We start from the raw sequence: 14,006 nt of genomic DNA, 5'->3' as shown, positions 1-14,006 counted from the left end.
GTTTTTAAAATTTAAGGTTAAAACCAAATTGATATGTCACTGAACCTGGGCGACCAACACCTAAGGGAGCATCTGCCCATTCAGGATCATAACCTTCATAGTCGGTAAACACAAACGGATTGAGTACGTTGGCATAAACCCTTAATTTTTTCAATTTTAATTTATCAAGGATATTATCAGAGAAGCTATACCCAAAAGCAATATTTTTCACCTTTACAAAGGAAGCATCATGGTAATAACCAACACCATCATTTCTCCAAAAATTCCCTTCATTTCTGGGTTGAGGATACCTATTGGAATATTGAGGAGCTAAGCCTGCATCATTAGCAGGAATGTACCAATTGATATCTAATTTTTGTCTACCTCTATCTCTGGTATTCGCAAAATTAGCGTGGAAATTACTATATACCAATACTCCTTGATTTGCAATTATAGAAGCAGATAGATCAAAATTTTTCACTTTTAAAGTTGTAAACAAACTTCCTGACCAATCCGGATTTGTAGAACCAAGAATAACTCTATCATCTTGAGTATATCGACCATCATTATTAACATCACGCAATTTTTCCTGACCTTCTTCCATTCCATAACCTGCTGCTTCATCCGCTTCATCTGTTTGCCAAATTCCTACAAAATCATAGTTATAATGAGCGCTTATGGGTTCTCCTATAAATAAGTTATTACCAATATCATCGACTTCATTTTGACCATAGATAGATTCTACCGCATTTGTATTTTTGGTAAAGGTAAATGTTGTTGACCAAGAGATATCTGCCGTTTGAATATTTCTAGTAGTTAAACTTATCTCTACTCCTTTGTTACTAACGGAACCTACATTTGCGTTGATATATTCATATCCTGTTTCTAGCGGTAAACTCTGTTCAAATAAAATATCTTCCGATAATCTATCGTAAATATCTATACTACCTACAATTCTACTTTTTAAAAATCCAAAATCTAACCCGGCATTAAACTCCCTTGTTCTCTCCCAAGCCAATGATCTATTAGCTAATTTAATAGGCAACCAACCATTAGCTGTAGTCCCATCAAAATCATAGTAAGTTTGTCTCTCTAAAAGATTTTTAGTTGAATAAGGTGTTATGTTATTATTACCTGTATACCCATAACTTAACCTAAGTTTTAAATTAGATAAAGTAGTTTGATTTTGTAAAAAATCTTCTTCTGCAATTTTCCAAGCTACGGCTGCAGAAGGAAAAGTATCCCAACGATTATCTTCTGATAAAATGGAAGAGCCATCCCAACGATTGGTTAGGGTTAATAAATACTTATCTTGAAATGCATAATTTAAGCGTAAAGCAAATGAAGTTAATGTTTGTTTAATAAATCTAGAATTTAAATCAAACCTACTTTGCTGACCGCTTCCTGTATTGTAAAATTTAGTATCGAAGGGCATCAAAGCTGAACTTTGATAAGAACTTTCAAAGCGATCTGCATAATTACTATATAACGCTAAAAAATTAAAACTATGTTCACCAATGGTTTTATCTATATTAACTTGATTATCCCATGTATAGTTAAAACTTTCACTATTTTCTATTTCGGCAGTAGCTGTATCATTATTATCCAACCCTACACTTGTATATCTTCCCCAAGATTGACCTCTTCTATAACTATCTAAACCAGCGGAAACAGTAGTTTTAAATGAAATCCAATCTGCTATATTATATTGAAAATAAGTACTTCCTATAACATTCCATCTTCTAATTTCATTATTAGAATTTGCTATCTCCAATAATGGATTATACGTACTGGTTTTATTAATAATAAAATCACCGTTTTCATCTCTTAATTTACCTGGCTGTGGATATAGTTCCCCATCTAATCCATAAGGATTTAAAAAAGGGTTTAATCGAAATGCTTGTTGCATAGCATTATCACTTCCTAAATTTTGATCTGTTCTCGTCAAAGTTAAATTAGTACCAAATGAAAATTTATCGTTTACCGTATGGTCCAAACCTAATTTAAGGGTATATTTTTCTAATTCTTCATTCTCTATATTTCCAGTTTCTTTTTGGTATCCCAAGCCTAAGTTGTATCCCATTCCATTTTCAGATCTTCCCGATACATTTAAGTAAGTATTCTGTTGGTAACCACTTTTTAAAACTGCATCGTACCAATCAAACGATTCTCCATTCGCGACTCGTCTTAATAATTCTGTATTACTTCCTCCACCTCCTACAGCATCTGCTAAAGTTTCTTCTGTCACAGTTCCTGTATTTGGATCTGTACCAGCCGTAGCTAAATAAGCCGATTGGTGATAACGCCACCATTTATCTGGAGACATCATTTCTGGCAATCTCGCTACTTCTTTAACTCCGAAAAAACTTTCTAAAGAAACATTAAACCCTGGTTTAGCTCCTGCTCCACTTTTGGTGGTCACGATTACTACTCCATTAGTACCACGGGAACCATATATTGCTGTAGAAGAAGCATCTTTTAAAATGTCCATTCTTTCAATATCTTGTGGATTTAAAAAAGAAATGTCATTAGTAGGAACTCCATCTACTACAAATAAAGGCGTATTGTCTCCAAAAGTATTTTCTCCTCTAATTACCAATTTTAATTGATCTCCTAACCTACCTGTAGTGTTTCTCACTTGCACTCCAGGGACATTTCCTTGTAAGGCTTCGATTGGATCGGTGAAATTTCGCTCGGTAAGTTTTTCTCCATCTAAACTTCCTACAGCACCTGTTAAATCTGTCTTTTTTACGGTACCATAGCCTACAACTACAATTTCATTTAGTGCTTCGACATCTGTTTCGAGTACGACATTAAAATTAGAACCTGAAGAAACTTCAATCGTTTTCGTAACAAAACCTACGTAACTAATGGTTAAGGTTGAAGATGTAGGAACTTCAAGACTAAAGTTTCCATTAAAATCGGTGACCGTAGCGTAATTTGTTTCTTTTACAAAAACATTTACTCCCGGTAATGGCATTCCATCGCCGGCAGAGGTTACCGTTCCCGAGACTGTTTTCATATCTTGTGCTACTACTTGACTATATGCGCCAGTCGCCATAAATATAACTGCGCATAACAGTAGTAATTTTAAATGGGCTAAGTTTGTTTTCATATTATCTAGTTTGTTGGTAATTGGTTTTGATTTCACTTCATGGTTTGGTTTTCCATTTTTATATCATTTATCATGGTATTTAAGTATTTGACAGGTGCTGAATTTTCCACAGATTCCGGATTTTCTACTCCCTTTATAGTTACGTTGGTAAGATTGATGTTTTCTACCGGAGATTGTTCCCTTCCTTTGATTAGAACTCCATATTTTCCTCCATTCTCAACAGTAATATCTTCTAAATACACATTTTTAATCGATGGCATAAACGCTCCCTCTTGGTTATCATAAATTCCATAATGGGTATTTATTTTTAATACAGCTTCTTTAACTGAACCTACTTCTACGTTTTTCACATAAACACCATCTACAAAGCCTCCGCGTAAGGTGTTGGTCTTAATCCTAATCACACGATCTAAATTGGGACTATCCATTTTACAGTTGCGTACATATACATTTCTTACACCTGCTGAAATTTCACTTCCCATTACCACTCCACCATGGCCATCTTTCATTTCACAATTTTCTATAACTATATTTTCACTTGGAATATTTACACGACGACCATCTTCATTTCTTCCAGATTTGATAGCTATACAGTCATCCCCTGTATTAAATAGGCAATTTGTAATGTGTACATTTTTAGAATATTCCGGATCGCACCCATCATTGTTAGGCCCATGACTGTTTACGGTGATCCCATCTACAGTAATATTTTTGGATTTTAATGGGTGTACTACCCAAAATGGAGCATTTATAAAAGTTACTCCACTCACTAATATATTTTCACATTCAAGCGTTTCAAAAAACAAAGGTCTTAGTTGATGGCCTTCTCCAAAAACTCTTTCTTCTACAGGAGTTCCATCTTCATTCATTTTTCTTAATGTAGGAAGGTTGTGCTCATCTTTTTGCTTAGGTTCTCCTTCTTGATGGCCATAACGTTCTGCACCACACCAAGGCCACCAATTATCATTATCGGCTTGACCATTCAAAGTACCTTTTCCGGTGACCGCAATGTTTTTCTGACCTTTTGCATAAATTAATGGTGAGTAGTTCATCAACTCAACTCCTTCATAAGAAGTATGAACTACCGGTAAATAGTCTTGTTTATTTTTACTAAAAAGTACTTCGGCTCCTTCTGCTAAATGAAGATTTACATTGCTTTTTAAATGTATAGGTCCCGTTAGAAATTTACCTTTAGGGACGATCACTTTACCACCACCTGCTTCATTACAAGCTGCAATGGCTTCTTTAAAAGCTTCTGAATTATTGGTATTTCCGTCGCTTACCGCTCCATAATCTTTTATATTGAATTCTTTATCTTGAAATTCTGGGATGGTGATTTCTGCTATTATTTTATCTGCTTGTTCCCAAATTGTATCTTTTGTACTTATTTTTTCTGTATTTTCTACAGAATCATCATTTGCTTTTGATTGATTTTGCTTGCAAGAAATAAGCGCACAAGAAATTAACAATAAGATTATATACGTATTATTTTTGTAATTTTTCATAAACAAATAATTAATTGTAATCGATTGCACTAATGTATAAAACCTTTATCAATTAACATAATTTTCACTCTTAAAATTGACAATCTATTAATTATTGCACTCGAAATATAATAAACTATGATTTTAGAGCTAGTGATTTTAAGAAAGTTATATTCCGATAATATTGTATAGATTATATTTTTCAAGTTGTTTTTTGTTGAGTTTTTTAGTCCATTTTACTCTTTTACCGTCAGCTCCTTCTCCCGTAGAATTATATTCTGCATAAAAACTCGTTTTTTCTGCTTGTGGTTTGTTCCAATTGTGCCAACCTTCGGGTTTTATGTGATCTCCTAAGTGGCAATTAATTAAAACGGTTTGCGCATAATCCCGCCAAGGTCTTCCTAAATAGACACTATTTTTTTCAGTATCTGCGGTAAACTCACAATTTTTAAATACGATACCGTAATCTGCGTCTTTTTCTGTTGATGCTGCAGTAACGTAGCCTGGAGATTTACTATGAATCTGACAGTTTTCAAATAAAGCGGCAGACCAACCGAAAATAAAATCGACGGTTCCTTCGATATAACAATCTTTATAATATTGCCTGCTTTTTTTACCATGTAAGTATAGGGTATCTTGATTTCCTAAAAAATTACAATTTTTAAAAATCACTTGATCACCATCTACCCTTACAGCTACTGCCTGTGCAATGGGAGCCGCACTATTTTCGAAAGTTAAGTTTTCGGCTTTAAAATGATTACCAAATATGAAAAAAGAGGTAGAACCTGTTGTTCCTATTTCTTCTCCAAATCCGTTTAATTCTCGTGCATAATCATCATAAGTAATGATGGTACTATCTTTATCTTCCCCTACAAAAGTAATATTGGTTTTGGAGGAAGGAAGTACGAGTTTTTCTTTATAAATGCCTTTTTCAATAAATACCTTGGTTTCTTGATCCCGAAAATTAGGTAAGTTATTGATGAGCTCTGAAATTTTAGTAAAGTCGCCACTTCCATCTTGCGCAACTACAAAATCATAACTTTTTGCTACTGAAGTTTCTTCTGAGGCTACCAATTGATTAAAATACACTTCTATATTGGTGTAATTTTTATCTAAATCAAAATCGTTGGCATCATTTTTAGATGGGGATAAACCTTTTTCTTCTTCCCATTCATCTGGCATTCCATCTTCATCGGTATCTTTTAGGCTTCTTCCTTTTCTTAGCTTAGGCCAACCACCAACATCTTCTTGAGAATCAATAATCCCATCCCCAAATGTTGTTTCTCCCGATCTTACTTCATATATAATTCTTTTATCTACTTTATCCCTAACTTTATTTAATCCTACTTTTTGAAGCACACTTTTATAGGCTTCTTGAGCAGTTTCTGTTTTCACGTTATTATTGATAGGAAATTCTTTATCGTGCTTAGTTTCTAAGGGATTTTCGCATTGTACACCACCATTCCAGTTGTCTTTGGATATTTCGGGAAATCCTTCTACATAATTTCCATTGATGTAAAACTTCCCATAGGGTGTTGATGGACTCACAATTCTATCTAATTTAGAGGAAGTGGTGGCAGGTCCTGCTTTAAAATAGTTATTTACCATATTGTAATTTCCTTTTTCTCCGCCATAAATACTGTTATCTCCCCAATTGAAAATTACATTATTCCTAAAGTCTACAAATTCACTTGGTGGGTTAGGAACTGTCTTAGATCCTCCAAAACGAGGATTTCTGCTATTATTGCTCACAAAAAGATTGTGGTGGAAACTTGCATTTTCACCGCCCCAAATTCCCCCATAACCATGGGCTCCTTTATGATGCACGGAACGGTTTAAAGCTTCTGAAATAATACACCATTGCATCGTGAAGTTTTTATTCCAATAAAAAGAAGCGTTTTCATCGGTTGCCCAACTAATAGAGCAATGGTCTAAAATAATATCTTTCTGGTCTCGACCTCCAAAAGCATCGTCTTCTACTTCATTTATATCGCCCATTCGACAACGTAGATAACGAATAATTACATTATCTGCTTTTACTTTTAACGGGTATCCTTTCAAGGTAATTCCGCCACCAGGCGCAGTTTGTCCGGCAATAGTAAGGTTACCTTGATTTATATCTAATGATGACTTTAAATTAATAGTTCCTGAAACTGCAAAAACAATTGTTCTTTTTTCGTGTTTTACTATTCCCTTCCGCAGGCTTCCTTCTCCATCGTCATTTAAATTGGTTACGGTATAAATAATTCCACCACGCCCTCCGGTGGTATATCTACCAAAACCTTCCGCACCGGGAAAGGATAGTGTCTGAGAATAAGACCACAGAACATTCAGTATTAAAAATAAAAGTAGACTTATATTTTTTTTTGTTTTTAGCATTCTCATGGTTTTTAAAAAATGCCCCTGAATATTCAATTCTCTCAAAAAGAATATCCAGAGGGCAAAGTTTAGTTTATTTTGAAAGCATTTGCTTTCATCGGGGCTATTTCCAAATAAACATAATCTATTAATACCACCATTTAGGATCTCCTATTGCGCCTCCTGTAGATGATGCATTTTGTAATTCTGAATCTGCAGGAAGGGTGAAATCTGTAGTGTTATTATCCCAACCTAAATCTATATTATACATATTTTGAGAAGCAATATATCCTTCCTCTGGTTGTGGAATTACTACTTCTTGAGGATCATCTAGATCTCCATTGGTTAAGTTGAAGAAATTACTGAAAGAAAAAGAAGCAGCTGATGTTTCGTTATCAATTCTTACTAAATCTGTTTCTGCAGTACCTCCTTCTCTTGGGATATTTGCTAAGATGCTATTTTTAAAATTAAGCGTTGCTTGCTTGTCTTTTAAATCTAACAATGTATAGTTGTTACTAAAACCTATACTATTAATGGTACAATATTCTATAGTAAATAATGGATTGGGGATTGGGCTATCAAAATCTTTTCTGTAACGTATAAAAATATCTCCTGTTTTATAGAACGTTGAGTTAGATAATTTCAATTCATTAAATACCAATTCTTCAGCGTGGATAAAGGCATAACTACCGGGTGCAAAATTGTAAAAAGTCGAATATTGAATGGTAAACGTGTTCATAAAATAGGCTCCATCTGACCCTCTATTTGCTCTAAATGCACTGGTTTCTATGTCATGAACAATACAATTATCAATCATTACATCGGTATAATCTGCAGGATCTCCATTACCATCACTACTTGTTAGGTTAATAAGATACAAGGCGTTATTTTGTCCATCTATTTCTAAACCTCTTAACGTAATACCAGCTCCAGTATCATTTAAGGTGAATTCTTCGAAATTAATCTTTGTGTCATTAGGATCGTTAGAGATAGATTCGATGGTAATTGTTTTTCCATCTATCTGAAACCTATCATCACCTGTATCATAAACACCTGGTTCAAGACCTATAATAGCTCCATCTTCACTGTTATTTACGATGGTCACAATATCGTCCCCCGGTGATAATATGGCAGTATAAGTACTTTCTTCTTTGGTTTTAAAACTTCTATAACCAATGCTAACAGGACCTTTGTACAAGTCTACAAAATACTTCGTGTTTGGTTCTAAACCTTCTACTGTTTTCATGGCATTTTGTTCTTCTTCAGCTGAAATAGGAAATAGCATAGGATCACCTATCAAAACAGGTTCTGAAGTTAGGTCTGTCTCATCTTGTGTATATTCTTGAAATCTAAATTCAGTAACTCCTTCTGTATATTCCCACTCTAATTTCACCTTTGTCGCCAATATTGACGGACTTAAAATAGGATACAATTTTTGAACTCCTCTAATGGAAAAACCAGTACTAATACTCCATTTAGATGCTGGTCTATCATCAATTGCATTCGCTTTTACCCTTACGAAATAATCTGTTCTTACTTCTAATTCTTGATCGGTAAAAACAACTCCTGAAGTATCGGTAACTTTTTCTAATACTAGTTCACTCTCTGCTGAAAATAAAGAATCTTGAGATACTTGAGCTGTATAGGTTTCATTTATTCCATCGGTAAAAAGTGATGGATTCCAAGTTAGTTCTACTCGATCTTCGAAACTTTGAGAATTAATTTCTACCGGGGTAAACATTCTTGTTTCTCCTTCTGGCGTATAATCATCGTCTTTCTCGCATGACCATATCGCCAATATGCCAAGCAGTGCTATAAAAAGTCTGCTTAAGTTGGTTTTATTTGATTTATAAATATTCATGGTTATAATTTTAGTAACCGTAATCTTGTGTTAGGTTATAGTTTGTATTTATAATATCATCGTAGAGCGGCAATAATTCTTTTCTATTAGGTTCAAAATATTGCATAAATCCTTTACGTTCACTGTCTATGTACTCTTCTTCAATACCATCTCTCCATCTTGCCTCAGAATAGCCTGAAGGAACTTGAGATGCATCTGGAGCAGGATTATAGAAAACGGTAGATTCATCGTTACCAGCAAAGAAAATATCTAAATCCTCTACTACTTCTTGAGCAGATAGTGAAGGATCGTAGGATGCTTCTTTATAATAAATAACTGCTGGAACGTTAGTATAATCTCCTGTCCCTTCCATGAAGTTTTCTAACTTTTGTCTGGTCTCTATAAATTTTTCATTTAATAAGTTCCATCTAATTAAGTCATATTTTCTAATACTTTCTCCTCCAAACTCAAGGTACCTTTCGTGAACTATTGCATCAAAAAACTCTTGTTGTCCCGTTGGGATAGGCTCTATTTCATCAGGGTTATCAATAAACGCTCTAGCTCTTACTTCTTGTAAAGCGCTAATCGCTTTATTGGAAGGGCCATTGTTTAATTCGTTATCTGCTTCAGCGAACATTAATAAAACATCTGAAAAACGAATGATTGGCCAATTAACTGCTAAGTTTTGTGAAGGTCCTGTAATATTTGTCCAAGATTTTCTGAATTTACCATCTGTCCATCTATCCGCTCTCGCTACTTCTGTCTTTTCATCGGCATTTACTTCAAAAATATTGATCGTTACATCCCTTCTCTGATCTTCTCTTTTAAACTCATAGAAATATACCGGAATAGCATTTACACCTCCACCGCCGTTCCATTGCGAAGCTCTATCATGCCTTAAACCATTGTAATAGCCTAATTTACTATCGGTTTTAGAGTTTCCTCCAAACGCTCCAACTTCAAAAATAATTTCGTTGGTATTGTCTGCTCTTCCTTCGTGAAGGGAACGGAAAATATCTTCAAAATTTGGATTTAAGTCGTGATCTCCACGACGTTCTATAACTTCTAAACATTCTTGTCTTGCTATTTGGTAGTAGGTGTTTGGTTCTGAACCTTGCTCCATTTGTTGAGATTCCCTTCTTAATGAATATCCTGCTCTCGCCATTGCTATTCTCGCACGTAAAGCTTTTACAGCTGCTTTATCCAATCTTGTTGGTGGAATGTTTGCTTCTGTTCTCCAAGGCACATATTGAGCCGCTTCTTCTAAATCTACCAATAATTGTTCGTAGATAATATCACGATCTGTTTTTTCTAAAAACAGGTTATCATAATCTGAAGATGGTTTATCTTGAAAAGGCACATCTCCCCAGTTTCTGATAAGTTCATAATAAAATTGTGCTCGCAATGTTAAAGCCTCCCCTAAATACCTATCCATCATATTTTTGTCACTTTCTGAACCGTTTTGATAAACGGTTGAAGTTGGAATGTATTTAATACAAAGGTTTGCTCTTTCTATGCCTCTATAAAGCTGTCTAAATGGATCGTCTAATTCAGGGTTAGAAGAACAAGCGGCATACATGCTAATTCCCCTTCTATCATTACAATTATAATCTCCCGAAGTTTCAAAATCATCGGCAGCCATCGGTAATATTTCACTCAACCTATTACCATAACCATTATCCCCAATAAGCTCACCATAAACTCCTACAATAGCAGAAGAAGTATTGGAAACATCGTTAAAAATATCTCCTTGAGAATCTTTGGAAAGACTCTTCGTATCTAAATAATCTTCACAGGAAATGAGTGAAAAACCCATCAACAAAGTGAATAAAATAAATCTAGTTTTCATTTTCATTGTGTTTGTAATTTTTAAAAGGTTACGTTTACTCCGGCTAAGTAGAACCTACTTCTTGGGTATGCGGCATAATCTACACCGGGAGTTAACGGATTGCTTCTTCTTGTGTTGGCTTCAGGATCATAACCTGTATAGTTGGTAAGCGTAAATACATTATTTACAGTACCATATATTCTAAAATTTGAAATGAAGCCTATTTTTTTCAATACACTTTCAGGAAGTGAATAACCAAAAGTAAGGTTACTCAATCTTAAAAAAGAACCATCTTCAATAGCATAGGAATGTAGAATATATTGACCGCTGGATGGTGTCCATATAGTTGTATTTTGATTTAAATCTGCCAAGGCTTGTGGATCTTTTACTTTATTTCCATTAGCATCAAACCACTTCCAACGATTATTCATCACTTCTAACATATTGTTGTCTTTATACAAGTATTGTGTAGTAAATTCAACTTTATTAGCATTGTACACGTCGTTACCTACAGAGAAATTAAAGAACATACTTAAATCAAAATTTTTGTATTTAAATTGTTGATTTAAACCTCCAAAGAAATCTGGTTGCGCATTCCCAAGTACTTTCTTGTCATTGTCATCAATAATCCCATCTCCATTCAAGTCTTTTAGCTTTAAATCTCCCGGATTAACTCCTTTTGAACCTAAGGCAACAGCACTAGAACTAGGTACATCATCTCTTAACGTATATTCTTGGGTAGTGGCATCATAGGTAAAATCGTCTAAGTCATAAAACCCTTCGGTTACATAGCCATAATATTGCCCCACCGGAGCCCCAACTTCTACTTTAAAGTCTCTAATATCGTTTACCCATCCTGAACTTTCGTAATAGAATTCTAGATTTTCACCTGAAGTATTTCTACCTAAACTAATAATTTTGTTTTGATTAGTAGAAATATTAAAATTTGCTTGCCAAGTAAAGTTCTCTGTATTTACTATAGTCGCTCCTAAAGCTAACTCTAAACCTTTATTTCGCGTTTTTCCTGAGTTTTGAAATTGATAACCATAACCACTGGTTTGAGGGATTTTAGCTCTTAACAGTAAATCTTCTGTATCTGTAATATAGGCATCTAAACTACCATATACTCTGTTATCAAAAAACCCGAAATCTATACCCAAGTTTTTAGAGATGGTAGATTCCCATTTTATATTTGGATTAGCTAACTCTGATGGTGGAGCAGAACCCGGTTGTACCGATTGCCCGAAAGCATAACCATAATCAGTGGAAGAATCAAAATACGTATTATACAAGAATGGTTTGATTCTATTATTTCCTACTTCCCCATAACTAAACCTTAACTTTAGGTTAGATAACCAATCTGCGCTTTGCATAAAGTTTTCTTTATACGCATTCCATGCTAAAGACACAGAAGGAAAAGTTGCAAATCTATTCTCCGGTCCGAAAACACTAGAACCATCACGTCTTACCGAAAAAGTAGCTAAGTATTTCTTTTTATAAGAATAATGTGCCCTACCAAAAAATGAAGCTAAACGGTCTGGTAACATAGAGCTAGTTGGTGCATCTTGTACCATTCCTTCTGGCGGTGTAGCCTTTTGTATACTTGCAAAAGCTTTGTCCGGGGTTATATTTTCCGGTAACCACTTCACATAAATTCTCTCCGACTCATTCTCTGTTCTAACGGTTTCCTGCCCAACCAATAAATCTATACTATGATCTCCAAAATTATTACTATAATTTAAAGTATTAGAATTGGTAACCCTTCTAGATTGACTTCTATATAAATCAACAACCGGTAAGTTTGCATTAGATCTTGCAACACTGGTTACCGTCCCCATAAATTCATTTTCCTTTCGGTCTTGCTGCACATAACCTGCTACCGTTTTAAAGGTAAGGTTATCTAAAATTTCAAACGAAACATAGCTGTTTAAAATTAAATCATTTCTGTAATCTCTTCTAATTTCATCATTCACTAACATTAACGGATTCACTAAGTTGGTTAACGTAGCGTAATTAGGATCAAAAACATCTACAAAACTTTGGTTGTTAGGACCTACAAAAGGTTGGTACCTCACTGCATTACGCAATCTGTTGGATTTTTGAGAACCTGTTGATGATGTTCCCGCACCGGTTATTTTTCTTCTACTATACCTAGAGTTTACCCCAAACTTAATTTTATCACTTAATTTGTGATCCATTTTAAAATTGGCTAAACTTCTTTTATATCCAGAATTCAACATAATCCCTTCCTCTTCCACATGGTTCAAACTCAGGCTGAAGGTAGTTTTTGCATCTCCTCCCGTAACGGTTAGGTTATGAGTTTGGTTAAGTGCGTCCCTTCCAAATATTTCATCTTGCCAATTTCTCTCTTCAATACTTTTATAAATATCAAGATCCTGATACCTACCATATCTTTCCATAAAAGTATTGGACAATTGTTCATCTTCTGGGAAATTGTACAATTCATATTGATACTGTACAAAGTCATAAGGATTCATCACATCTAATTTATTCACTATTTTTCTAAACCCTGTATAACCATTATAAGTTACTTGAGTAGGCATAGCCTTCCCTCCTTTAGTAGTAATTAAAACCACACCGTTGGCACCACGTGCTCCATAAATAGAAGTAGATGCTGCATCTTTAAGCACATCAATAGATTCTATCTCTTGTGGCGAAAGTATTGATAAAGCGTTTTCTACCTGAATACCATCAACAATAAACAACGGACTGTTATCTTGGGTTATAGAAGTACCTCCACGAACTCGAATACTTACATCTGCTCCCGGAGCACCTTCAGATTGAGTAACCCTAACCCCGGCCAAGCGACCTTGAATTGCCTCAGCAGCACTATTCACCGGCATATCTTTTATCTGTTCTGCTTTCACCGTAGCTACTGCAGAAGTCAACTCTTCCCGAGAAACTTTAGAATAACCTACAATCACCAATTCGTCTAATTCATTGGTACTGGGTTCTAAGGTAATATCAATATTCCTTTTGTCTCCTACCGGTTGCGAAATCGTTTGAAATCCTACATAGGAAAAAACCAAAACGCTCTCATTATTAGCTACAACGATTTCGTAATTACCATCAAAATCAGTAGTCGTACCATTAGAAGTACCTTCTTCCATGACAGTAACTCCTACTAAAGGAACGCCTTGATCATCAACAATCACACCCCGAACAAGGACTTCTTGTTGATTTTTCTTGTGGCGATCTGTTTTTTCTACATCTTTCTCTCCAACATAGGAATAGCCTATATGCGGACTAATCATGAATGCCAAGAGCATTCCATAAAAATAAAGAATCGTAAACTTTTTGTTCATAATTTGTATCTGGTTATAAACTCTTAATAATTCAATTAAAATATAATTTTGTAATCGATTGCACTAAAGTATATAT

At 34.7% G+C, this 14,006-nt stretch carries 6 protein-coding genes; all 6 read right to left on the bottom strand.

The window, feature by feature from the left end:
* Positions 1-4: 4 nt before the first annotated feature.
* The 6 genes from FVB9532_RS13265 to FVB9532_RS13240 all read right to left on the bottom strand — a co-directional run bounded on the left by FVB9532_RS13265 (position 5) and on the right by FVB9532_RS13240 (position 13,930).
* Positions 5-3,094: a SusC/RagA family TonB-linked outer membrane protein gene (locus FVB9532_RS13265; protein ID WP_150545661.1), complete on the bottom strand. Its 3,090-nt coding sequence runs from the start codon at positions 3,092-3,094 to the stop codon at positions 5-7.
* Positions 3,095-3,126: 32 nt separating this feature from the next.
* A complete protein-coding gene (locus FVB9532_RS13260; RefSeq protein WP_150545660.1) occupies positions 3,127-4,599 on the bottom strand; it encodes a glycoside hydrolase family 28 protein in 1,473 nt (490 codons plus the stop codon).
* A gap of 147 nt (positions 4,600-4,746) precedes the next feature.
* Positions 4,747-6,957: a pectinesterase family protein gene (locus FVB9532_RS13255; protein WP_150545659.1), complete on the bottom strand. Its 2,211-nt coding sequence runs from the start codon at positions 6,955-6,957 to the stop codon at positions 4,747-4,749.
* Between the two features lie 127 nt (positions 6,958-7,084).
* Positions 7,085-8,797: a DUF4957 domain-containing protein gene (locus tag FVB9532_RS13250; protein ID WP_150545658.1), complete on the bottom strand. Its 1,713-nt coding sequence runs from the start codon at positions 8,795-8,797 to the stop codon at positions 7,085-7,087.
* A gap of 10 nt (positions 8,798-8,807) precedes the next feature.
* Positions 8,808-10,625 carry a RagB/SusD family nutrient uptake outer membrane protein gene (locus FVB9532_RS13245; protein WP_150545657.1) on the bottom strand — a complete coding sequence of 606 codons (1,818 nt, stop codon included), beginning with the start codon at positions 10,623-10,625 and terminating at the stop codon, positions 8,808-8,810.
* A 20-nt stretch (positions 10,626-10,645) separates the two neighbouring features.
* Positions 10,646-13,930, bottom strand: coding sequence for a SusC/RagA family TonB-linked outer membrane protein (locus FVB9532_RS13240; protein ID WP_194716552.1), 3,285 nt, complete (start codon positions 13,928-13,930; stop codon positions 10,646-10,648).
* Positions 13,931-14,006 lie beyond the last annotated feature (76 nt).

The organism is Mesonia oceanica, from assembly GCF_902499555.1.
In the GTDB taxonomy this organism is placed as follows: Bacteria; Bacteroidota; Bacteroidia; order Flavobacteriales; family Flavobacteriaceae; genus Mesonia; species Mesonia oceanica.
Note: the sequence above shows the minus strand (reverse complement) of the source record. Positions and strands in the feature narration are given on the sequence as shown.

What these genes read in the sequence shown, in the direction of transcription:
- FVB9532_RS13240 (WP_194716552.1), bottom strand. Translation starts at nt 13,930, where the DNA reads ATGAACAAAAAGTTTACGATTCTTTATTTTTATGGAATGCTCTTGGCA.
- FVB9532_RS13245 (WP_150545657.1), bottom strand. Translation starts at nt 10,625, where the DNA reads ATGAAAACTAGATTTATTTTATTCACTTTGTTGATGGGTTTTTCACTC.
- FVB9532_RS13260 (WP_150545660.1), bottom strand. Translation starts at nt 4,599, where the DNA reads ATGAAAAATTACAAAAATAATACGTATATAATCTTATTGTTAATTTCT.
- FVB9532_RS13265 (WP_150545661.1), bottom strand. Translation starts at nt 3,094, where the DNA reads ATGAAAACAAACTTAGCCCATTTAAAATTACTACTGTTATGCGCAGTT.
- FVB9532_RS13255 (WP_150545659.1), bottom strand. Translation starts at nt 6,957, where the DNA reads ATGCTAAAAACAAAAAAAAATATAAGTCTACTTTTATTTTTAATACTG.
- FVB9532_RS13250 (WP_150545658.1), bottom strand. Translation starts at nt 8,797, where the DNA reads ATGAATATTTATAAATCAAATAAAACCAACTTAAGCAGACTTTTTATA.